At 69.4% G+C, this 20,987-nt stretch carries 22 protein-coding genes; 14 read left to right on the forward strand and 8 right to left on the reverse strand.

Going from position 1 to position 20,987, the window contains the following annotated elements:
* Positions 1-32: 32 nt before the first annotated feature.
* Positions 33-2,792: an AAA domain-containing protein gene (locus LFM09_RS06055; RefSeq protein WP_414095272.1), complete on the forward strand. Its 2,760-nt coding sequence runs from the start codon at positions 33-35 to the stop codon at positions 2,790-2,792.
* Here LFM09_RS06055 and LFM09_RS06060 read toward each other — a convergent pair.
* Positions 2,781-4,277 carry an alpha/beta hydrolase gene (locus LFM09_RS06060; protein ID WP_414095273.1) on the reverse strand — a complete coding sequence of 499 codons (1,497 nt, stop codon included), beginning with the start codon at positions 4,275-4,277 and terminating at the stop codon, positions 2,781-2,783. The two genes, LFM09_RS06055 and LFM09_RS06060, sit on opposite strands and share 12 nt — an antisense overlap.
* Before the next feature lie 94 nt (positions 4,278-4,371).
* Entirely contained in the window at positions 4,372-4,503 is a 132-nt protein-coding gene (locus LFM09_RS06065) for a hypothetical protein (RefSeq protein WP_414095274.1), read from the reverse strand.
* Positions 4,504-4,677: 174 nt separating this feature from the next.
* On the opposite strand from LFM09_RS06065, the gene LFM09_RS06070 reads away from it, so the two are divergent.
* The 7 genes from LFM09_RS06070 to LFM09_RS06100 all read left to right on the forward strand — a co-directional run bounded on the left by LFM09_RS06070 (position 4,678) and on the right by LFM09_RS06100 (position 11,477).
* Positions 4,678-5,661: a ribose-phosphate diphosphokinase gene (locus tag LFM09_RS06070; RefSeq protein ID WP_414095275.1), complete on the forward strand. Its 984-nt coding sequence runs from the start codon at positions 4,678-4,680 to the stop codon at positions 5,659-5,661.
* 39 nt (positions 5,662-5,700) lie between these two features.
* Positions 5,701-6,453: a DUF427 domain-containing protein gene (locus LFM09_RS06075; protein ID WP_414095276.1), complete on the forward strand. Its 753-nt coding sequence runs from the start codon at positions 5,701-5,703 to the stop codon at positions 6,451-6,453.
* A 62-nt stretch (positions 6,454-6,515) separates the two neighbouring features.
* Positions 6,516-7,142 carry a TetR/AcrR family transcriptional regulator gene (locus tag LFM09_RS06080; protein WP_414095277.1) on the forward strand — a complete coding sequence of 209 codons (627 nt, stop codon included), beginning with the start codon at positions 6,516-6,518 and terminating at the stop codon, positions 7,140-7,142.
* Entirely contained in the window at positions 7,139-8,689 is a 1,551-nt protein-coding gene (locus LFM09_RS06085; protein WP_414095278.1) for an MDR family MFS transporter, read from the forward strand. Before LFM09_RS06080 ends, LFM09_RS06085 begins: the two co-directional genes overlap by 4 nt.
* Before the next feature lie 96 nt (positions 8,690-8,785).
* Entirely contained in the window at positions 8,786-9,994 is a 1,209-nt protein-coding gene (locus LFM09_RS06090; RefSeq protein ID WP_414095279.1) for a serine hydrolase domain-containing protein, read from the forward strand.
* The gene (locus LFM09_RS06095) at positions 9,991-10,851 is read left to right on the forward strand and encodes a sensor histidine kinase (protein ID WP_414095280.1); all 861 of its coding nucleotides are present in this window, start codon (positions 9,991-9,993) and stop codon (positions 10,849-10,851) included. Before LFM09_RS06090 ends, LFM09_RS06095 begins: the two co-directional genes overlap by 4 nt.
* Positions 10,848-11,477 (forward strand): response regulator, encoded by a 630-nt coding sequence (locus LFM09_RS06100; RefSeq protein WP_414095281.1) that lies wholly within the window; start codon positions 10,848-10,850, stop codon positions 11,475-11,477. The genes LFM09_RS06095 and LFM09_RS06100 overlap by 4 nt, the downstream gene beginning before the upstream one ends.
* Here LFM09_RS06100 and LFM09_RS06105 read toward each other — a convergent pair.
* Together LFM09_RS06105 and LFM09_RS06110 are read right to left on the reverse strand one after the other, a co-directional pair.
* A complete protein-coding gene (locus LFM09_RS06105; RefSeq protein ID WP_414095282.1) occupies positions 11,474-12,919 on the reverse strand; it encodes an aldehyde dehydrogenase family protein in 1,446 nt (481 codons plus the stop codon). The two genes, LFM09_RS06100 and LFM09_RS06105, sit on opposite strands and share 4 nt — an antisense overlap.
* Before the next feature lie 33 nt (positions 12,920-12,952).
* Positions 12,953-13,711 carry an IclR family transcriptional regulator gene (locus LFM09_RS06110; RefSeq protein ID WP_414095283.1) on the reverse strand — a complete coding sequence of 253 codons (759 nt, stop codon included), beginning with the start codon at positions 13,709-13,711 and terminating at the stop codon, positions 12,953-12,955.
* Between the two features lie 60 nt (positions 13,712-13,771).
* Here LFM09_RS06110 and LFM09_RS06115 point away from each other — a divergent pair, with 60 nt between their 5' ends.
* From LFM09_RS06115 to LFM09_RS06135, 5 genes are read left to right on the forward strand one after another with little or no spacing between them, the layout of a single operon-like run.
* Positions 13,772-16,174 carry an NB-ARC domain-containing protein gene (locus LFM09_RS06115; protein WP_414095284.1) on the forward strand — a complete coding sequence of 801 codons (2,403 nt, stop codon included), beginning with the start codon at positions 13,772-13,774 and terminating at the stop codon, positions 16,172-16,174.
* A gap of 12 nt (positions 16,175-16,186) precedes the next feature.
* Positions 16,187-16,930 carry a phosphotransferase family protein gene (locus LFM09_RS06120; RefSeq protein ID WP_414095285.1) on the forward strand — a complete coding sequence of 248 codons (744 nt, stop codon included), beginning with the start codon at positions 16,187-16,189 and terminating at the stop codon, positions 16,928-16,930.
* A gap of 27 nt (positions 16,931-16,957) precedes the next feature.
* The gene (locus tag LFM09_RS06125) at positions 16,958-17,110 is read left to right on the forward strand and encodes a hypothetical protein (RefSeq protein ID WP_414095286.1); all 153 of its coding nucleotides are present in this window, start codon (positions 16,958-16,960) and stop codon (positions 17,108-17,110) included.
* 16 nt (positions 17,111-17,126) lie between these two features.
* Complete coding sequence (locus LFM09_RS06130) at positions 17,127-17,300, forward strand: hypothetical protein (protein WP_414095287.1); 174 nt, start codon at positions 17,127-17,129, stop codon at positions 17,298-17,300.
* Positions 17,301-17,322: 22 nt separating this feature from the next.
* Positions 17,323-18,318 carry a YdcF family protein gene (locus LFM09_RS06135; protein WP_414095288.1) on the forward strand — a complete coding sequence of 332 codons (996 nt, stop codon included), beginning with the start codon at positions 17,323-17,325 and terminating at the stop codon, positions 18,316-18,318.
* Here the strand turns inward: LFM09_RS06135 and LFM09_RS06140 are convergent.
* The 3 genes from LFM09_RS06140 to LFM09_RS06150 form a co-directional block, all read right to left on the reverse strand.
* Positions 18,311-18,982: a glycosyltransferase family 2 protein gene (locus LFM09_RS06140; RefSeq protein ID WP_414095289.1), complete on the reverse strand. Its 672-nt coding sequence runs from the start codon at positions 18,980-18,982 to the stop codon at positions 18,311-18,313. The genes LFM09_RS06135 and LFM09_RS06140 overlap by 8 nt on opposite strands.
* 62 nt (positions 18,983-19,044) lie before the next feature.
* Positions 19,045-19,572, reverse strand: a complete 528-nt coding sequence (locus tag LFM09_RS06145; RefSeq protein ID WP_414095290.1) for a DUF305 domain-containing protein — start codon at positions 19,570-19,572, stop codon at positions 19,045-19,047.
* A gap of 48 nt (positions 19,573-19,620) precedes the next feature.
* Positions 19,621-19,947: a hypothetical protein gene (locus LFM09_RS06150; protein WP_414095291.1), complete on the reverse strand. Its 327-nt coding sequence runs from the start codon at positions 19,945-19,947 to the stop codon at positions 19,621-19,623.
* An 83-nt stretch (positions 19,948-20,030) separates the two neighbouring features.
* Here LFM09_RS06150 and LFM09_RS06155 point away from each other — a divergent pair, with 83 nt between their 5' ends.
* Positions 20,031-20,483 carry a DUF4396 domain-containing protein gene (locus LFM09_RS06155; RefSeq protein WP_414095292.1) on the forward strand — a complete coding sequence of 151 codons (453 nt, stop codon included), beginning with the start codon at positions 20,031-20,033 and terminating at the stop codon, positions 20,481-20,483.
* A gap of 9 nt (positions 20,484-20,492) precedes the next feature.
* Here the strand turns inward: LFM09_RS06155 and LFM09_RS06160 are convergent, their stop codons facing one another.
* Positions 20,493-20,939, reverse strand: a complete 447-nt coding sequence (locus tag LFM09_RS06160) for a hypothetical protein (RefSeq protein WP_414095293.1) — start codon at positions 20,937-20,939, stop codon at positions 20,493-20,495.
* Positions 20,940-20,987 lie beyond the last annotated feature (48 nt).

A 20,987-nucleotide genomic window follows, 5' to 3' on the forward strand; every position in this document is an offset into this window, starting at 1 on the left:
AAGCTACCCAGCCGGGTGGCACGATGTCGCGCGTGATTGTTCCCGCCGTCCTGCGCACCCTGGCCCGGCTGAGTGCCGCCGAGCAGCCTCAGAAGGTCCAGCTCGACCTCACCAAGGCCGCCGGTCTGCTGTGGCAGGGGGACCACGAACCGTCGTGGCGGGCGATCACCACCGTGCAGGAGTCCGTCGAGTGGACGCCGATCATGTGGACCGTGCCGAAGCAGGCGCGTGAGCAGGTCGAGCGGCTCGCGGCGTTCGACGCGCTGCACCAGGAGGACCGGTTGCTGCGCGTGGGGTGGGCGTTCCTCGTCGGGCCCGCGCAGATCGGTGGGCAGCGGCGGCGGGTGTGTCTGCCGCTGGTGTCGCGGCCGGTGCGGCTGCATCACAGCAGCGGGTTGAACTACGCCTACCACGTCGCCGGTGACACCGGGGTGTTCCCGTTGATCGACGGCTGGGCGAAGACCGCCGAGCGGGAGGCGGCGCTCGCGCCTACCGCGGAGTGGATCACCGAGACGCTTCGGCTGGCCGGGTTCGAGAACGTGCCGATCGTGCGGAAGGACCCGACGACGCTGATCTCCGGCAGCGAGCTGGTCGTGGCGATGGGGGCGGGGCTGCACGCGGGTGAACCGGTGGTGACGACCGAGCAGGGTGCGGCGCTGTACGGGTGGGCGCCCAAGAAGAACGTCGAGCGCACCGCGTTCGCGGCTCTTTACGGCGCACCCCAGCAGACCGACGAGCACAGCGCGCCGATCAGCTCGGCCCTGCCGCTCAGCGCCAGCCAGCAGCGCGCTGTCGAGCACGCCCGGCGCGCGCCGATCACCGTCGTGGGCGGGCCTCCCGGTGCCGGCAAGACGCACACGCTGGCCGCGCTGGCGTTGGACGCCGTTGCCGCCGGCAAGTCGGTGCTGCTCGCCAGCCGCACGCGCAATGCCGCTGACGTCCTCGGTGCCGCGCTGCGCCGGGCGGGTGGGCCGGTGCCGGTGTTGTTCGGTGACTCCGAGCTGCGGCAGGAGATGGCGCGCGAGCTGAGCGACGGGCTGTCCGCTCTCGGCAACCCGCAGCAGCTCAAGGAGCTCGATCAGGAACGGCACTCCGCCACCGCCGCGGTGGCCAGGATCGAGCGCACGGTCGGCGCGGCGCTCACCGACGAGGAGCTGGCCGCGCAGGCACGGCGCCAGCAGGCCCTGATGGCGACGCATCGCTCAGTGGCACCCAAGGCGTTCGACGCGGGTATCGATTTTGTTGACCTGAAAGGACTTCTGCGCCCCCGCGAGGGGTTCCTGGGTGGACTTCGCACGAGCTGGGCACTGAAGAGGGCACGTAAGATCTCCGGCGCCGCAGAAGTGTCCACAGAGGACCTCAAAGCCGCTGTCGACGCCGCCGAACAGACCGCTGCGGCGATCAGGATCGCAACCGCGGGCGGCACTGAGTTCAGCGAGCTGCGGCCGTTGCTCGCCGCGCAGGACGCCGCGTCCCGGCAGGCCACGGCCGCGTGGTTGAAGGAGTACGCGGTCAGCAGCCGGGGGTCGGGTGCGCGCCGGGCGGTGGCGGCGCTGGCGAAGGCGTTGCGGTCGGGCAGGGCGGCGCGGCGGCGCGGGCTGGCCGAGATCGACAGCGCGGACCTGGTGGCGGCGCTGCCGTTGTGGGTCGGCACGTTGTCGGACGTGGAGGACATCCTGCCGCCGGTGCCGGGCATGTTCGACCTGGTGATCATCGACGAGGCGAGTCACGTCGACCAGCCGCTGGCGGCGCCGGCGTTGCTGCGCGGGCGGTCCGCGGTCATCGGTGGCGATCCGCGGCAGCTGCGGCACGTGTCGTTCGTCAGCGACCAGGCCGTGCAGGCGGCGGTCGACGCGGAGGGCACGCAGGACCTGCGCGACCGGCTGGACGTGCCGAAGGTGAGCCTGTTCGACGCGGCGGCCGCGACCGCGGGTGTGCACTGGCTCGACGAGCACCACCGCTGTGCGCCGCACCTGATCGGGTTCGCCGCCACGAAGTTCTACGACGGCAAGATCGCGTTGCTCACCACGCACCCGTCGATCGCGGACGTCGACTGCATCGACACCGAGCACGTGCCGGGGGAGCGGACGACGAAGGGCGTCAACCAGGTCGAGATCGACGCCGTGCTGGCCCACCTGCGCAAACGGGTCGCGATGGGCGTGCGGTCGATCGGTGTGGTGACACCCTTCCGCGCGCAGGCCGACGCGTTGGAGGAGGCGATGCTCGATCAGCTGACGCTGGACGAGATCACCAAGGGTGGTGTCCGCGTCGGCACGGTGCACGGCGTGCAGGGCAGCGAGTTCGACGAGGTCGTGATCAGCCTGGCCGCGGACGCCAAGCCCGGTGCGTGGCGGTTCGTGAACGACCGGAACCTGCTGGCGGTGCTCACGACGCGGGCGCGCCGGTCGGTGCACGTGATCACGTCGGCGCCGGAGCCGCCCGGGTTGATCGGCGAGTACCTGAAGCACGCCGAGGTGCCGCCGACGGAGACCGAGGGCGTGGAGCCGTCCGATGACTGGACGGCGCGGCTTGCGCAGGAGCTCAAGGCGACGGGCCTGACTGTCCGCACGGGTTATCCGGTGGGGCAGTGGCGGGTCGACCTCGTCGTCGGCGAGAAGGGCGATGCCGTGGCGGTGGAGACGCGCCCGCACCCGGAAGGGGTGCAGGCGCATCTCGCTCGCTGGCGTGCGCTCACCCACGCGGGGTGGCGCGTGCACGACGCGTTCGGCAGTCGGTTCAACCACGATCCCGCGCGTGCAGCGGTGGAGCTAGCTCAAGAACTAGCGCCGTGAAGCAGGCTGGAACATGGGCTCCGACAAAGCAGCAGTCGGCAGGAACGGGTTCGGGTTCGCCGGGCACACCGTCCCGACCGGAGGCAACGTGCCGTTGAGCAGGTATGCGTCCGTGTGGTCGGAAGCGCACTTGCTCAGCCCGTACGCCGTGTGACCCCAACCCGCGTACGTCAGCAGTCGGCTACCCGCCAGCTGCTTGTTCACGGCCTGTGCGCCGCGGTAGTCCGTGACGCCGTCGAAGTAGTTGCCCACCACGAGAACCGGTGCGTTCGTGCGCGCGCGCCACGGCCCGGCGTAGCGGTCGTGGTTGGTCGGCCAGTTCGCGCAGGCCGCGTTGCTCCACCACCAGTACGGGCCGAACTCCGAGCCGGCCTCGGCGTACTTGCCGATGGCGCGGTAGGCGTTGAAGTTGCCCGGGTATTCGATGTCCGCGCACGCGTTGCCGTTGTAGGCGTCGAAACCGTTGTCGTAGTCCGGTTCCGCGGAGGCTGTGGTGACTGACGCCGACGCGTCCGACAACTGGTCGAACAGGTTCGCGGCGCCGGGCCAGCTGCGCGGGTTGTACATCGCGCCGGTCGCGGTGGCGATCACCGCGTCATAGGTGTAGACGTCCTCGCCCAGCTGGATCGGCTTGGCGCGCACCGACTTCAGCAACGCGTTCCAGCGCTTCTCCGAGTTCGGGCCGAACACGCACTTGGCCTCGTCGCAGTTGCGCAGGAACTCGCGGAACTCCTCCTTGGTCGCGATCCGGTCGGACTCGATCTGCCGGCCGCTCGACCACAGCTCCGGGTTCAGCACGCCGTCGATCACGAGCGCGCGGATGTTGTTCGGGTACATGTTCGCGTACGTGGCGCCGAGGTACGAGCCGTACGAGAAGCCCAGGTAGGTGAGCTTGCGGTCACCCACGGCACGGCGCAGCAGGTCCAGGTCCCGCACGACGTCGGCGGTGCTCATGTGCCGTGCGATCGGCTGGTCGTCGCGGCACTCCGGCCCGAGCGAGCGGTAGCGGTCGTAGAACGGCCGTTCCTGCGCCGACTGGTACGGGAAGGCGGGAACACCCTCGAAGAACTTGTTGAGGTCTTCCTCGCTGGCGAAGCAGTGCAGCGGGTCGGAGCGCCCGACGCCGCGCGGGTCGAAGCCGACGATGTCGAACCGGCCCTGCAGGTTCGTGTTGAGCCGGTCGCCCCAGCCGAACGCGAAGTCCACGCCCGAGCCACCCGGTCCGCCGGGGTTGAGGAACAGCGACCCGATCTTGCGCGCCTGGTCGGAGGCGGGCTTGCGCGCCAGCGCCACCGTCGTGGTGGCGCCACGCGGGTTGTCGTAGTCCAGCGGCACCTTCACCGAGGCGCAGTCGAAGCCGGGGTTCTCGGGTCCGCACGCCTGCCAGTTGATCGCCGGGACTCTCAGTGCCCCTGGATCGGCCTGGACCGCGGGTGTGCCGGTGATCATGAGTGCCGCAGCGGCGGTCAGCACGGTGAAACGCATCGACAAGCTCCCCTCTTGTCCGCAGAGGGGCCATTCCTATCTGGTGCGCGCGTCGTCCGTCGACGGCCGAAAGTAGGCAACCCGTGCCGGTGTCTCAATCGGGACGGCGGCGCATCACGCGTATGCCCAACTGGGTCGCGATCTGGTCGTGGATCGGCGTGCTCATCACGATCGGGTTCGGCGGTGGTGGCGATGTCGGCCCGGGCTTGTCCTGGTTGTCAGGCATGTCAGGAGCGTAGGCATGGTCATTGACCCCTCAAGCACGCTGATCAAGAAATCACACGAGCGATACCCCAAGAGGTGAATCCGGCGTGGGTAATCTCTACCGTGGGTGGACCCCGTGCTCCTGTGGGGTACGCACAATTGCTCAGCTACGTGGAATCTCTGTCGGGGAGCGTGCATGGTCAGCGGCAAGCCAGGCGTGGCGAAGAGGCAGCTGATCCTGCTGACGGGCCGGGCGCACCCCGAACTCGCGGAGGCCGTCGGCAAGCACCTCGGCGTCGGCATCACCCCGCAGTCCGCCTACGACTTCGCCAACGGGGAGATCTTCGTCCGGTTCGAGGAGTCGGTGCGCGGCGCGGACGCGTTCGTCATGCAGAGTCACAGCGCGCCCATCAACGACTGGCTGATCGAGCAGCTGCTGATGGTCGACTCGCTCAAGCGGGCCTCGGCGAAGCGGATCACCGCGGTCGTGCCGTCGTTCCCGTACGCGCGGCAGGACCGCAAGTACGCCGGACGTGAACCGATTTCGGCTCGGCTGGTCGCGAACATGTTCAAGACCGCGGGCGCGGACCGGATCGTCACGGTCGACCTGCACACCGCGCAGGCCCAGGGCTTCTTCGACGGCCCGGTCGACCACCTGCACGCGATGTGGCTGCTCACCGACCACGTGCGGGCCCACTACCAGGGCGAAGACCTCACGATCGTGTCGCCGGACGCCGGCCGCACCAGGCTCGCGGAGAAGTGGGCCGACCTGCTCGGCGGTTGCCCGATCGCGTTCATCCACAAGACCCGCGACCCGTTGCGGCCCAACGAGGTCATGGGCAACCGCGTCGTCGGTGACGTGGCCGGTCGCACGTGCGTCGTGGTCGACGACATGATCGACACGGCGATGACGAGCACGACGGCCGCGCGGCAGCTGCTGGACCACGGCGCGAAGGACGTCATCCTCGTGGCCACGCACGGTGTGCTGTCCGGTGAGGCCTACGACCGGCTCATCGCCAGCAAGGCGCGCGAGGTGATCCTCACCGACACCCTGCCGATCCCGCACGAGAAGCGGTTCCCCGGCATGACCGTGCTGAGCATCGCCCCGCTGCTCGCCCGTGCGATCCAGGAGGTCTTCGAGGACGGCTCGGTCACGAGCCTTTTCGACGGCAACGCCTGACCGGGAAGCCTGCTCGCCCGTCCCGTGTTGAAGTGGGACATGGCTAACGAACAGCGTGGGCGGGTTCGGGTTGAGACCTCGGCGAAGCGGGTGCGTGCGTTCTTCGGTGGCGAACTGGTCGCGGACACGACCACGCCGCACCTGGTCTGGGAGATCCCCTACTACCCGACTTACTACGTGCCGCTCTCCTCGGTGCGCGCCGAGCTGAAGCCGAACGGGGACACCAAGCACTCGCCGAGCAGGGGCGACGGGGTGCTGCACGACGTGATCACCGCCGGCGGCACGGCCGAGGGTGCGGCGCTGACCTATCCCGACTCGCCGATCGAGGAGCTGCGGGACCTGGTCCGGTTCGAGTTCTCCGCCATGGACGAGTGGCTGGAGGAGGACGAGCCGATCTACGTGCACCCGCGCGACCCGTACTCGCGGGTCGACGTCCTGGGCAGCTCTCGGCACGTGCGGGTGGCGTTGGACGGGGTGACCCTGGCCGCGTCGTCGCAGCCTCGCATCCTGTTCGAGACCGGGCTCCCGCCGCGCTACTACCTGCCGTTGAGCGACATCCGCTTCGACCTGCTCAGGCCGTCGGACACGCAGACGCAGTGCCCGTACAAGGGCACCGCGGACTACTGGTCGGTCGAGGTGAACGGCAAGGTCCACGAGGACCTCGTGTGGATCTACCGGACGCCGCTGCCGGAGAGTCAGAAGGTCGCCGGGCTCGCGTGCTTCTACACGGAGCGTGTCGACCTGTTCATCGACGGTGAGCTTCAGGCGAAGCCGAAAACCCCCTGGTCATAGGTGGTCCATTTCACGCGCTGCAAAGTTGCAGTCACTGCAAAACTCTCCTGTACTGTTGGCTCGTGAGCCAACCGGGGGAGAGCCTTCGCGACCGCAAGAAGCGCCGCACGCGTGCGGCGCTCGAGCGGGCCACGCTGCGTCTCGCCGCCGAGCGGGGCTACGACCACGTCACGGTCGAGGAGATCGCCGCCGAGGCCGACGTCTCGGTGCGCACGTTCTTCAACTACTTCGCGAGCAAGGACGAGGCGCTGATCGGCGCGGACCCGGAGGCGGGTCCGCGCATGGCCGCGCGCATCGTCGACGCGCCCGCCGGGGTGACGCCGTTCGAGGCGTTCCGGGACTCGGTGCTCGCGGAGATCACCGACGAGCTGAACAACGCCCGCGACCTGTGGTTGCTGCGCAAGGAAGTTCTGATGCAGCGACCGGACCTGCTGGTCCGCGCGTTCGCCACGAGCGCGGAGTCCGAGCAGATGCTCGCCGCCGCGGTGGCGCGGCGCAGCGGGCTGCCCGAGGCCGACCTGTACCCGCGGCTGCTGGTCGCGGCGGGGACGGCCGCGTTCCGCTGTGCGGTTACTCGCTGGGCACAGGACGACGACGTCGCGTTGGGTGACCTGGTCGGCGAAGCGCTCGACCTGTTCAGCAGGGGGCTGGCTCACGCGCCGCAGCACCACCACGAAGGGGGATCATGAGCACCGAAACCGATGCTCCAACACCAGTCCACAGCAAGAGAGACGTCGTCCAGGCGATGTCCGGCCTCATGCTCGGCATGTTCGTCGCCATCCTGGCCGGCACCGTCGTGTCGAACGCCCTGCCGCGCATCGTCGCGGAGCTGAAGGGCTCGCAGTCGATCTTCGCCTGGATCGTCACGGTCGAGCTGCTCGCGATGACGGCCACCGTGCCGTTGTGGGGCAAGCTCGCCGACCTCTACAGCCGCAAGCTGCTGATCCAGGCGTCGCTGAGCCTGTTCGTGGTCGGGTCGCTGATCGCCGGCTTCTCGCAGAACATCGAGATGCTGATCGTGAGCCGCATCGTGCAGGGCCTGGGCGCCGGTGGCGTCACGGCACTAGCGACGATCGTGATGGCCGCGATGATCCCGCCGCGTGAGCTCGGCCGGTACTCCGGTCTGTTCGGTGCCGTGTTCGGCGTCGGCACGGTCGCCGGCCCGCTGATCGGCGGCGTGCTGGTCGACACCTCGTGGCTGGGCTGGCGCTGGTGCTTCTTCATCGGCGTCCCGTTCACGCTGGCCGCGATCTGGCTGCTCCAGCGCACCCTGCACCTGCCGGTCGTGCGCAAGCAGGAGACGAAGATCGACTACCTGGGCGCGTTCCTGATCGTGTCCGGTGTGTCGACGCTGCTGATCTGGTCGTCGCTGGCCGGGCAGAAGTTCGACTGGTGGTCGGGCTGGACCGCCGGCCTGGTGACGCTGGGCGTCCTGCTGCTCGTCGCGGCCGTCCGGGTCGAGGCCACCGCGCACGACCCGATCGTGCCGCTGTCGATCTTCCGCAACCGCACGGTGTCGCTGACCACGATCGCCAGCGCCCTGGTGGGTGTCGCGATGTTCGGCGGCACGGTGTTCCTCTCGCAGTACTTCCAGCTGTCGCTCGGCAAGACGCCGACCCAGGCCGGTCTGCTGGGTCTGCCGCTGATCCTCGGCCTGCTGATCTCGTCCACCGTGGCCGGTCAGCTGATCACGAAGTACGGCAAGTGGAAGGCGTTCCTGGTCGCTGGTGGCGTGATCATGGTCGCCGGCATGCTGCTGCTGTCCACGATCACCGCTCAGACCACCGTGTTCATGGTGTCCGTGCACATGTTCGTGCTGGGTGTCGGCGTCGGTCTGATGATGCAGAACCTCGTGCTGGCGGCGCAGAACGACGTGCCGGCCAAGGACCTGGGTGCCACCACGTCGACGCTGACGTTCTTCCGCTCGCTGGGCGGTGCGATCGGTGTGTCGGCGCTGGGTGCGGTGCTGGCGAGCAAGGTGTCGTCGCTGGCGGCCGAGAAGTTCGGCCCGATGGGCGGCACCGGTGGCGACCAGGTGCCGGACATCTCGGTGCTGCCGCCGGAGATCAAGGCCGTGATCGCCGACATCTACGCGACGGCGACCGCGGAGATCTTCCTGGTGGGCGCGCCGTTCGCGGTGCTCGCGCTGCTGGCGGTGGTGTTCATCAAGGAGAAGCCGCTCAAGGAGCAGAGCGGCGACGACCGGCTGGCGGCGGAGATGGCCGCGGGTCACTGATCGTCGGTTCTCGGAGCAGACCCCTGACTTTCGTCGGGGGTCTGCTCTGTCTTTAGGGTCGGGTTTGTTTCCGTTGTGCTCCATAGGTTCTCGACCATGAACAGCATCTTGAGCGCGGTGGTCGCGTTCGTCATGTCCTACAGCGCGGAAGCCGCCCATCCCGGCGTCGCGGTGGCGATCACCAAGGGGGACCAGGTGATCGCGGTCCAGGGCATCGGCCACGACTCGACGGGCGCGCCCATCACCGAACACTCGAAGATGGCGATCGCGTCGGTCAGCAAGTCGTTCACGGCGCTGGCGGTCCGGCAGTTGGCCGACGCCGGCAAGCTCGATCTCGATCGTCCGGTGTTCGATTCGCGCGTCACGCCCCGGCAGCTGCTCTCGCACACTTCAGGGATCAGCGACCGCACGTTGCCGGAGAAGAGCCTGCCGCAGCCCAGCACCACGGTCGAGGCGGTGGAGCGGGCCGGGGACGTTCTGCGCGAGGCGGTGCCCGACGGCCAGTTCCGCTACACCAACACCAACTACCACCTGGCCGCACGGCTCGTCGAGATGGCGTCCGGCGAGAACTTCAACTCGTACCTTCGTAAGCACATCTTCGAGCCGTTGGACATGCGTGACACCGTGGCGATCGACGTGGCGCCACGGGATCTGCCGCCGGACTTCGTGCAGGGTTTCGGCTTTGCGTACGGGTTCTCGGTTTCGCTGACCGAGCCGCACCGGTTCCTCACCGGGTCCGACGGGATCATCAGCACGGCCGCGGACATGGCGAAGTGGCTGGCCGCGCAACCGGAGCTGGCGCCGCAGGACGGCATGGGCTGGGAGACGGACTCAGCCGGACGGTTGCGGCACAGCGGGATCTGGTTCACCGCGACAGCCGGTCAGATGCTGACGCCGTCCGGCTACGGGATCGCGGTGATGTCGAACAGCGGCATCGGTCTCGGCAACGAGGGCACCTACGAGCTGGAGAGCGGCATCGCGGACATCGTCGACGGCAAGACTCCCGCCGAGCCGTCGTCGTATCGGCTGCTGACCGATCTCGTGCTGGCCGCGCTGACCCTGTTGTCGCTGGCGCTCGGCGTGCGGGCGTTGCGGCGGCCGCGGAGGTTCCACAAGGCGTGGCAGGTGCTCAGGTTCGTGCCGCTGGGGGTGCTGCTGGCGTTGCCGATGCTGATCGGTGTGGTGTTCGGTGGGAGGGACATCTCTTTCTACCAACTGATGCACTATTCGTTGCCGCTTGTGGTGTGGTTGGGCGTGTCCAGCGTGATGAACATCAGTGTGGCGGTCGTCCGGTGGCGGCGATGAGGATCGTTGCGCTCGCGGCCTGTGTTGCCGTCGCGGTCGCGGTGTCGTTCGCGATGCACGACAACGTGCCGCCGTGGACGGCCGCGGTGTGCATCCCGCTGTTCGTGATCACGTTCCTGCTCGGTCGCCGGACGTCCAAGGCGTGGCCCGCGGCCCTGTTCGCCGCGGGTGGCGCGTTCGGGCTCACCGCTCTGGGCGTGGTCGGGCTGGCGGTGGCGTTGCCGTGGTTCCTCGGGCGCGTCGCCCACGAGCAGGCCGCGCTTGCCGCGACCCGGGTCGAGGCCGCTCACCTGCGCGAACGCACCCGGATCGCACATGAGGTCCACGACACGCTCGGGCACGAGCTCAGCCTGCTCGCGCTGCAGGCCGGTGCGTTGGAGATGACACTGCCCGCCGAGCACCGGGCGGCCGCGGCTGCGCTCCGGACGACGGCGGCCGGTGCCACGGACCGGCTGGCGGACCTGGTCTTCCTGTTGCGCGACGGGGATCAGCCGCCGGTCTCGGGCCTCCAGGACCTGGTGGATCGCGCGGTGGCGGCGGGGTTGCGGGTCGAGTTCACGGTGGAGGGTGCGATCCCGTCCACAGTGGAACGGACCGTGCACCGGGTGGTGCAGGAGGCGTTGACGAACGCGGCCAAGCACGCACCGAAGTCGTTGCTGCGGTTGAAGGTTGTTTCCTCGGGCTCGACCGTCGTCGAGGCGAGCAACGAGACCGGATTTCGGCGCGGTGGAGGCAGTCGGCTGGGCCTGGTCGCGTTGCGGGAACGGGTGCGGCTCGCGGGAGGTACTCTCCGCGTCAGCCGTGGCGAGGGCAGGTTCGAGCTGGTCGCGGTGCTACCGCACTCGGGGGATTCGTGATTCGCGTTCTGCTGGCTGACGACGAGGCGATGGTGCGCGCCGGGGTGCGCGCCATCCTCGGCTCCGACCCGGCTGTCGAGGTGGTGGCGGAGGCTTCGGACGGTCGTGAGGCGATCGACCTCGCGCTGAAGCACCGGCCGGACGTGGTGCTGCTGGACATCCGGATGCCCCGGCTCGACGGGCTCGAGGCGGCGGCCGAGCTGGCCCGTCTGGGGTTCGGCGTGGCGATGCTGACGACGTTCAACGACGACGGCTACCTGGAACGGGCGCTGGACGGTGGCGCGCGGGGCTTCCTGCTGAAGTCAGGTGATCCGCGTGAGCTGATCGCGGGCGTGCACGCGGTGGCGTCCGGTGGTGCCTACCTGGCGCCGAAGGTCGCGGCCCGGATGATCACGCGGTTCCGCGGCGGCCGGATCAGCGAGGCCCGTTCCCGCGTGGAGGCGTTGACCGCGCGGGAACGGGACGTGCTGGCGTTGCTGGGCGAGGGGCTGTCGAACGCGCAGATCGCGCGGCGGCTGGACCTGGTGGAGGGCACGGTGAAGGGGCACGTGAGCGCCATCCTGACCCGGCTCGGGGCGGAGAACCGGGTGCAGGCGGCGATCGTGGCGCACGAAGCGGGGCTCTAGAAGGGGAAGTGTCCGTGTCCGCCGGCGATCGTGACCCATCTCGTGGTGGAGAAGGCCTCGATGCCCCACCGGCCGCCGAACCTGCCGTACCCGCTGGCTTTCACGCCACCGAACGGCGCCTGCGGTTCGTCGTCCACGGTCTGGTTGCCGACGTGCACGATGCCGGTGCGGATGCGTTGCGCGAGGCCGAATCCACGCCGTGAGTCCTCGGTGATGATGCCCGCGGTGAGGCCGTGCTCGGTGTTGTTGGCGATCGTGACGGCCTCGTCGTCGTCGGCCACGGTGGTGACCACGACGGCCGGTCCGAAGATCTCCTCCTGGAAGATCCGCATGTCCGGGGTGACGCCGTCCAGCACGGTCGCGGCACCCTCACCACCGGCCCGGACCCGTGCACCGGCGCCGACGGCTTCACCGACCAGCGCTGCGATGCGCTGAGCCGCACGCGGGTTGATCACCGGGCCGATCACGGTGCCCGCGTCGGCCGGGTCGCCGTGCGGCAACGAGGACACCTTGGCCGCGAGCTTCGCGGTGAACTCCTCGGCGACCGCCCGGTGCACCAGGATGCGGTCGGTCGACATGCAGATCTGGCCGGCGTTGAGGAACGACCCGAACGTCGCCGCGTTCACCGCGTGGTCGAGGTCGGCGTCGTCGAGGACCAGCAACGAGTTCTTGCCGCCGAGCTCCAGCACCGCGGGCTTGAGGTGTTGCGCGGCAAGGGTTCCGACGATCCGGCCCACCTCGGTCGAGCCGGTGAAGTTCACGGCGCGCACCCGCGGGTCGGTGATCAACGCCGTCGCGACCTCGGCCGCGTCCTGCGGAGCGTTCGTCACGACGTTGAGCACGCCCGCGGGCAGTCCGGCCTCGTGCAGCACGTCGGCGATGAACAGCCCGGCCGCGATCGGCGCGTCCTCGCTCGGCTTGAGCACCACGGTGTTGCCGGCGGCGATCGGTGCCGCGACGGCACGCGTGCTGAGGATGATGGGAGCGTTCCACGGCGCGAACGCCGCGACGACGCCGAGCGGCTCACGAACCGCGAGCGACAGCTGGCCCGGCACCTCGGTCGTCAGCACCTCGCCGACGGGCTGGGTGACCGCGGCGGCGGCCTCGCGCAGGATGCCGGCCGCCAGCATCACGTTGAACCCGGCCCATCCCGCGACGCCACCGACCTCGGCGGCCATGAGCTTGACGGCCTCCGGTGTCCTGGCCTCCAGGTCGTCCGCGGCCCGCAGGAGGATCCCGCGCCGCACCGACGGCGATGTCGCGGACCACGACGCGAAGGCCTCCTGCGCCGCGTCGACCGCGCGCGTCACGTCCGCCGGACTCGCGGCGGCCACGACGGCGTGCACCTCACCCGTGAACGGGTTGAGGTCCTCAGTGGTGCGGCCGTCCAGCGTGGGAACGCTTTCGCCGCCGATGAACAGCTCTCGCTTTTCGCCTGCCACAGTGCAGGATTCAAGCGGTAGAGCGCTCACTCATCAAAGCCCGGCTTCCGGTGGGTGGAAACCCGACTCCATCGTCCTGGTGATACCCCGCGACGCCACCTGCAAGGCCGCGACCAGTCGCGCCCGCACGTTGCGCAGGTCCGGCACCACGATCCCGAGCGCTGCCACGACCTCACCGTCCACTTCGACCGGCACCGCCACGCTGCAGGCGCCGAGCGTCATCTCCTCGAACGTCTGCGCGTACCCGTCGCGCCGGATGCGGTGCAGCTGCGCGCGCATCCGCCCCGGTTCGGTCACGGTGTAGGCGGTGAGCCGCGTGAGACCGTGCGCGAGCACCTCCTCCTGCACTTCAGGCGGTGCGTGCGCGAGCAACACCTTGCCGACCCCCGTCGAGTGCAACGGCAACCTGCTGCCCGTCGAGCTGACGATCGGCACCGACGCGTGCCCGGACACCCGGTCGAGGTACAGCACCTGGGTGCCCTCCCGCACGGCCAGGTGCACCACCGCGCGGGTCGCGGCGTGGATGTCGTGCAGGAACGGCTCCGCGACCCGGCTGAGGTCCACCTCGCCCGCGGCCAGCAGTCCGAGCCGCCAGATCCGCCGCCCGATCACGTACTCACCGGACGCCAGCCTGCGCACCGCGCCCCACGCCACCAGCTCCGCGAGCAGCCGGTGCGTGGTGCTGATCGGCAACCCGCTGCGGCGCGCGATGCCGCTGAGCGTCTGCCGGCGGTGGCGGGTGTCGAACGTGCCGAGCAGCGACAGCAGCTTCGCGGAGACGGTGGCGGTCACCAGGGAAATTCTGCCTGCTCGGCGAGGATCTCGTGCATCCGTGCCCCTAGGATCGGCGCGGTGGGCGGTACATCGGACAACAGACTGCGCGCGTTGCACCGGGCACTCGCCGAGCGCCCCAACGAGCCGGTGCTGTCCGCCGACCTGATCCGCGAGGTCTGGGGTGACGCGCCGCCGCTGGCGCCGCTCCCGGCGTTGCGCACGCTGGTGAAGCGACTACGTCGATCCATTCCGGACGAGATCGTCACCGACGTGTCGGGCTACCGGCTGAAGGTCCGCACGCCCGGACCGTGCCAGCTGCCGGCGGACCTCCCCGACTTCGTGGGCCGCACGGACGAGCTGGCCCGGCTCGAAGGTTGCGGGGAAGGGCTCGTCGCGATCACCGGCGCCCCCGGTGTCGGCAAGACCGCGCTGGCCGTGCAGCTCGCGCACCGGTTGCGGGAGCGGTACTTCGACGGGCAGCTGTACGTGAACCTGCGCGCGTTCGCGTCCGGGGCGCCGGTCACCGCGGAGCAGGCGTTGAGCGGTTTCCTGCGGGCGCTGGGGGTGCCGCAGTCGGCGGTTCCGGTGAGCCTCGCCGCCCAGATCGACCTCTACCGGGCGAAGCTCGACGGCAAGCGGGTGCTGGTGGTGCTCGACAACGCCGTCGAGGACCTGATCGAGCCGCTGCTGCCGAACGCACCGGGCTGCCTCGCGATCGTCACCAGCCGGCACGACCTGCCCGGCCAGCTGCGGCTCGATGTGCTGGCCGATGACGCGGCGCACGACCTGTTGACGAACATGCAGGTCAAAGGCTCGCCTGAAGAACGTGCAGAGCTCGTCCGGCTGTGTGCGCACCTCCCTCTCGCGTTGCGCATCGCGGGTGCGAACGTCGTGCACGGTCACTTCGAGGACTACCTCGACGAGCTGCGCGGCGACCGGCTGGACGTTCTGGAGATCGACGGCGACGCGGCCGTCCGGGCCACGTTCGACCTGTCCTACCGGGCGCTGAGCGACGAGGCGAAGCGCGTGTTCCGGCTGCTCGGCCTGCCACCCGGTGCGGACATCGGCCTCGACGCCGTCACGGCGCTCGCCGGTCGTGATCCCGAACCGCAGCTCGACGAGCTCGTGCGGGCGGGGCTCGTCGACCACGTCGGCGTTCGCTATCAGCTGCACGACCTCATCAGGCTGTTCGCCGCCGACACCGCGGACGACGACGACCAACGCGGTCTGCTGGACATGTACGGGTGGTACCTGCGGACCGCGTTCAACGCGATCAGCCTGGCGCTCCCCGAGACCGTGCTGCTCACCGAACCCGATCTCGACGGGGCGGCTCTGACGTTCGCCGCCAGGGACGAAGCGTTGGTGTGGCTGGAGGAGGAACACTCGAACCTCGTCGCGGCCGTGCTCTCCGCGCCGTCGCCGTACGCGCAGCAGCTCGCCGACGCCATGCGGGTCTACCTGCACATGGGCCGGTTCGAGATCGACAAGGCACTGGTGTTCTTGGCCGGCCTGCGCACGGCACGCGCCGCGGGGGACCGGGCGGGGCAGAGCGCGACGTTGTTCGGCCTCGGCATGTCCGCGTGGACCCGTGGCGCCTACCGCGACGCGCTCGACGACTACGCGGAGGCGCTGGACTACGCCGAGGCCCCGATCGCGGTGGCGCTGATCAAGAACGCGGCCGGGCTCGTGCACCTGGAGCTGGGCGAGACCACTCTGGCCGGCGACAGGTTCGCCGAGGTCCTCGTGCTGCGGCGGGCGATCGGCGACGAGCGCGGGGCCGGCGGCGCGCTGATGAACCTCGGCATCTCCTACGGCGCGCGGGGTGAGCTGCGCAAGGCCGCCGAGTACATCCAGGAGAGCAAGGACATCGCCGAACGCCTGGGGATGGTCAACCAGCGCGCCCTCACGCTGGACAACCTGTCCGTCGCGTACTTCGAGCTGGGTGAACTCGACCGGGCGCTCGCCACGAGCATCGAGTCGGTGGACCTGCACGCAGGCCGCGACCAGCGACGGGCGCTCGCCAACGCGCTGGCGACCCTCGCCAGGATCCACGCCGAACGGGGCGAGACGGCGGAGGGACTCGCCGCCGCCGAGCGGTGCTTCGCGGTCGCCAAGGACGCCGAACTCCCCAAGGCGCAGATCGACTGCCTCGTCGCGATGGCCGTGCTGGAGCCCTCCAGGGCCGCGGAGCACGCGGGCGAAGCGGTCGAGCTCGGCCGCAAGATCGGCTACGAGCCCGGCGTGATCACGGCGTCGATCCTGCTCGCTCGGGCCACCGGGTCGGTGGAGCTGATCGACGAGGTGCTCGGGACGATCCGGGAGACCGACAGCTTCATGGACCACTCCCGGGCGTTGCTGGCCCGCGCACACATCACCGGGTCCGATGAGACGGCTCGGGAGGCGCTGGCAGCGGCCGAGGCTCGTGGTCAGGCGAAGGTGGCGGCGGATGCGCGCGAGCTGCTGGCAACACTGCGCGCATGAAACATTGGGCGCGTGACGTACCTCGGTGAAGGCTGGGACAGCACCGCTTCTCTGGTCGACGGGCGGTGGGTCGACCGACGCCCGCGCCGTCCCGAGATCGGTCCGCAGCTGATCCGCGAATCGGTCGTGATGCCGTGGCTCGCGCCGCAGCTGCCGCTGTCCGTGCCCGTCCCGGTCGTGCTGACCGAGTCACCCCTCGTCGTTCGCCACGAGCTGGTGCCCGGCGAGGAACTGACGTCGTTCAACGCGACGCAAGGCCGTCAGCTGGGAGAGTTCCTGCGAGCGTTGCACTCCGCGTCGGCCGAACACGCGCGGCAGCTCGGCGTCGGCCCGATGCCCCAGCCGATCGACCGGTTCCGGACAGAGGTGCTGCCGTCCGTTCCGGAAGGTGCGCGGCTGCTGGCCAGGATCTCCAGCCTGCCCGCGGACACCCTCGTCCACGGCGACCTCGGCCCCGAGCACGTGCTCGGTCGCGCCGGCGTGCTGACCGGTGTGATCGACTTCGGCGACCTGCACCTCGGCGACCCCGCGATCGACCTGGCCTGGGCGTTGAACTCCACGCCGCCGGAGTTCGCGGACGCGCTGGCCCGGACCTACGGCGTGACCGGTGAGCTGCGGGAACGCGCGCTGAGCTGGCACCAGCTGGGTCCGTGGCACGAAGTGCTGTACGGCAACGACATCGGTGATCCGGCGGTGGTGGCGAACGGGTTCACGGGAGTGCGTGACCGGTTGCGGATCGGGGTATCCCCGGCGTGACAAGCCAACCGTGACGAAGGAGCTCCGATGCCCTGGGTCAGCCGGCACCGACGCCGCACGCCGTACAGCTGGTTCCGCAGCACGACGGTCCGCAGCCACTACCGCAGGCGCCCCGGCGGTGCGTGGATCCCGCTGCTGGTCGTGCTCGCCGTGATCGTGCTGCTGATCGCCCTGTTCTGAGAGTAGGGTCGCAGGCATGGGGCAGTTGGGTGAGTTGTTCCCGGGACGCAAGCTCCGCACTGAGGCGGGGGACTCCGGTACCGGTGAGGACTTCGAGGAGACCGGTCCGCTCGATCTCACGAAGGGAGCGGTGCAGCTGAGGCCTCGGCCGAAGCCTGCCCCGAAACCGGATCCCGAGAGCACCACGTGATCATCGGTATTACCCTTGCCCGGTGCTAGCCGGCCTGCTGTTCATCATCCCTGCCGCGTTCTTCCTGTACGGGATGGTGCGTGACCGTCGCAGGCTGAGCAACGCGATCTGGCTCGGCATCACGTTGTTGATGCTGCTGCTGTTGCTGGCCGAGGCCGGCAGGGACAACCCCGTGGTGAGCCTGCCGCTGTTGCTCGCGTTCATGCTGGCGGTGCTGGGCCTGCTCCTGCTGCCGCTGGCGTTGCTGGCGAACGGCATGGTGATGGTCCGGCGCGAGGGCCGATCGCTGGGCAACCTCCTGTCGTTGCTGGCAGGGCTCGCGTTGCTGGGCGAGATGGTCTACTTCTTCTGGGGCATCGGGCAGCCCAACGACTGGATCCGCGGCAGCGCGATCGGGTTGTTCCTGGTGTCGGCGTACATCGCGTTCCTGTTCGTGAGCCTGCTGCTGTACTCGGTGATTTACGGCCGGACCGGGCGGCGCAGCGGGTTCGACGGCATCGTGGTGCTCGGCGCCGGGCTGAACGGCTCGCGCGTGCCGCCGTTGCTGGCGTCGCGGCTCGACCGTGCGCTCCGGCTCTACCGGCGTGACCAGGAGGCCGGACGGTCGCCCGTGATCGTGGTGTCGGGTGGGCAGGGTGCCGACGAGGAGGTGTCCGAGGCGTTCGCGATGCGGCAGTACCTGATGGACCGCGAGGTGCCGGAGGACGACATCGTGCTGGAGGACCAGGCGACCACGACCGACGAGAACCTCCGGTACAGCAAGGAGTTGCTGGCCGAACGCGGGCTCAACGGCCGGGTCGTCGCGGTCACGAACAACTACCACGTGTTCCGCACCGCCGTGCTGTCGCGCAAGCAGGGGCTGCGGCTGCAGGTCATCGGTGCGCCGACGGCCTGGTACTTCGTGCCGAGCGCGTTCCTGCGGGAGTTCGTGGCGCTGCTCGTCCGCAACCCGGTGGTGCACGGCCTGGCGTGCGCCGTGCTGATGGCCGGCGGGCTCGCGCTGACCCAGCTCAGCTAGCGGGCGGGCGGTAGTCCCAGGACGACCTGCCCCACTTCGCGATGAACTCCTGTTCGTCCACTTCGGTCTGTGCGCGGAGGACCGGGTTCTGTTCCGTGGAAGTGTTGTGGTGCAGGTGTTCGATGGTGACGCCTCCGACGAGGACCGTGCCGCCCAGTGCCTGCGCCTGCCACTCCAGGTCGTCGTCGCCGTACCACCAGCGCAGCCGTTCGTCCGCGCGCAGGTTCGCCGTGCCGTCCAGCACGAACGCGTAGCCCGTCATCCGGTTGGCCATCAGCACCGGACCCTGCTCGGTGTTGTGCCAGTCGGTGCCGCGGCCTGAGCGGTCCGGATACGCGATCGTGGCGCCGTAACGGCCCAAAGCGTCGACCATCGCGTCCATGAAGCCCTGCGGCAGCACCAGGTCGTCGTTCAGCACGGCGACCGCGTACTTCTCGCCGGCCGCCTGCTCGTGAGCCCAGTCCAGGCCGATGTTCCACAGCCTGCTGAGGTTCGGCGGCTGCTCCTCGTCGCGGACGACCACCGCTTCGACGTCCGCGACGGGTGGCGTGCTCGCGTTGTCGATCACGAGGACGCGGTCGCGCGGCAGACCGAGTGACTTCAGCATCTGCCGCAGCTCGGCCGGCCGGTTGTGCGTGGGGACGACCGCGAACGTCAGGGTCATGATCACCATGATGGCACGGGGGCCGGGCGTGCCCGGCCCCCGCGTTCTTGATCAGATGCTGCTCAGATGGTCCGGAGCAGGTCCGCCATCTCGGTGATCTCCTTCTGCTGGCCGTCGATGATCGCCTGGGCGAGCTTCCTGGCGTCGGCGTCCTGGCCCTTGTCGAGCTGGGTCTTCGCCATCTCGACGGCGCCCTCGTGGTGCTTGATCATCAGGTCGAGCCACAGCCGGTCGAACTCGGCGCCGGTGGCTTTGCCCAGCTCGGCCATCTCGTCCTGGCTCATCATGCCGGTCATGTCGTGGCCGGAGTGGTCCGCCTTCTGCGCGCCCCACTTGCCGAGCCACTCGTTCATCTGAGCGATCTCCGGGGCCTGCGCCTTCTCGATGCGCTCGGCGAGATCGCGGACCTTCTCGTTGCTGCTGCGCGTCGGCACGAGCTTCGCCATCTCCAGCGCCTGCTCGTGGTGCGGCACCATCTGCTGCGCGAACGTCACGTCCGCGGCCGCGTGTTTGGTTTCGTGGTTCGTCGTGCTGCTGCAGCCGCTCAAAATGAGCATGCCGACGACAGCCCCGATGAGGGACTTCTTCAACGTCTTCTTCTCTCTGCTTTGTGGACAGTGCTAGTGGACCCGAGGAACTCAGTTCCGCAGCACGCAGAGAGTTGTGAGCAGCGTTCTTCCGCCCGGTGGCGGACGTTGAGGAGGGCTCGGCAGGGCGCTACCGGGGTGCGCCGCGAGCTGGGGGAGTGCTGTCGCGATCAAGCACCAGGCCGCCACGGCGACGGTCGCGGCGACCAGCACCGCGAGGCACAAGTGCACGAGGTCGTGCTCGTGCGGGTCTTGTTGTTCGTGGCTGACCGTGTGCCCGGCGTGCGGGGTTTCCGCGGCTGCGACATGGTGCATGCCGACGACAGCGAAAACGAGCGCGCACAACAGCACCCACTGGGTGAGCCGGCGCCTCGTCACGTGACACACGGTACCGGGGTACGGCTTGATACCAATACCCCCTAGGGGTATGGTTCGACACGACCCGAGAAGGAGGCTCTGAGATGGATCACGCTCCCGCGAATCTGACCAGGCAGGCGATCTCCGCGACGCTGCACTGCCTCACCGGCTGCGCGATCGGTGAGGTGCTCGGCATGGTCATCGGCACCGCGCTGGGCTGGAGCAACCTGGCCACGATCGCGCTGGCCGTGGTGCTCGCGTTCGTGTTCGGCTACTCGCTCACCATCCGCCCGGTGCTCAAGTCCGGTCTGGCCCTGAAGGCCGCGATCGGCGTGGCGCTGGCAGCCGACACGGTCTCGATCGCCGTCATGGAGATCGTCGACAACGCCGTGATGCTGCTCGTGCCCGGCGCGATGGACGCGGGGCTCGCGAACTGGGTGTTCTGGGCGGCGCTGGCGTTCTCGCTGGCCGTGGCGTTCGTGGTGACGGTGCCGGTGAACCGGTGGATGATCGGGCGCGGCAAGGGCCACGCCGTGGTCCACCAGCACCACCACTGAGCAGGCCTGCTATGCGCGGGTGAACCGCATGACCCAGTTGGTCTCCCAGGTCTCGCCGCCGTCGTAGGAGAACTGCTGCTGCCAGACCGGCTCGTCACCGGCCGTCCAGTCGAACCGCAGCTTCACCGCGTGCCCGCCCACCACGTCGTCGCCGAAGAACACGCCGTGCCCGTCGGTGAACCGGCCTTCGAGCGGCGGGTCCAGGTGGCCGGGCGCGCGGGTTGAGGCCCACCAGATGCGCCAGACGTCCCGTTCGGGGTCGTACTGCCGCAGCGTCATGCCTTCCCAGTCCGCCGCGCGCAGGCTCTCCACGTTCGCCAGGCCGCCGAGGATGGGCCTGACCTCGGTCTCGGCGCCGAACTCGACCCAGTCGGTGCCGCGGCCGGGGATGTCGGCGATCTTGCGGTGGGCGACGTGCCAGCGTCCGTGGAAGAAGTCGAAATCGTTCTCACTCATGGGTGGACGCTAAAACGCCATCACTGACAGCCGATGTCAGTGATCAAA

This window comes from Lentzea alba (assembly GCF_047445655.1).
GTDB lineage: Bacteria > Actinomycetota > Actinomycetes > Mycobacteriales > Pseudonocardiaceae > Lentzea > Lentzea alba_A.

Coding starts and splice junctions, on each gene's coding strand:
- LFM09_RS06060 (WP_414095273.1), bottom strand. CDS start 4,277: ATGCGTTTCACCGTGCTGACCGCCGCTGCGGCACTCATGATCACCGGC.
- LFM09_RS06065 (WP_414095274.1), bottom strand. CDS start 4,503: ATGCCTGACAACCAGGACAAGCCCGGGCCGACATCGCCACCACCGCCG.
- LFM09_RS06070 (WP_414095275.1), top strand. CDS start 4,678: ATGGTCAGCGGCAAGCCAGGCGTGGCGAAGAGGCAGCTGATCCTGCTG.
- LFM09_RS06075 (WP_414095276.1), top strand. CDS start 5,701: ATGGCTAACGAACAGCGTGGGCGGGTTCGGGTTGAGACCTCGGCGAAG.
- LFM09_RS06085 (WP_414095278.1), top strand. CDS start 7,139: ATGAGCACCGAAACCGATGCTCCAACACCAGTCCACAGCAAGAGAGAC.
- LFM09_RS06090 (WP_414095279.1), top strand. CDS start 8,786: ATGAACAGCATCTTGAGCGCGGTGGTCGCGTTCGTCATGTCCTACAGC.
- LFM09_RS06095 (WP_414095280.1), top strand. CDS start 9,991: ATGAGGATCGTTGCGCTCGCGGCCTGTGTTGCCGTCGCGGTCGCGGTG.
- LFM09_RS06125 (WP_414095286.1), top strand. CDS start 16,958: ATGCCCTGGGTCAGCCGGCACCGACGCCGCACGCCGTACAGCTGGTTC.
- LFM09_RS06130 (WP_414095287.1), top strand. CDS start 17,127: ATGGGGCAGTTGGGTGAGTTGTTCCCGGGACGCAAGCTCCGCACTGAG.
- LFM09_RS06140 (WP_414095289.1), bottom strand. CDS start 18,982: ATGACCCTGACGTTCGCGGTCGTCCCCACGCACAACCGGCCGGCCGAG.
- LFM09_RS06155 (WP_414095292.1), top strand. CDS start 20,031: ATGGATCACGCTCCCGCGAATCTGACCAGGCAGGCGATCTCCGCGACG.
- LFM09_RS06160 (WP_414095293.1), bottom strand. CDS start 20,939: ATGAGTGAGAACGATTTCGACTTCTTCCACGGACGCTGGCACGTCGCC.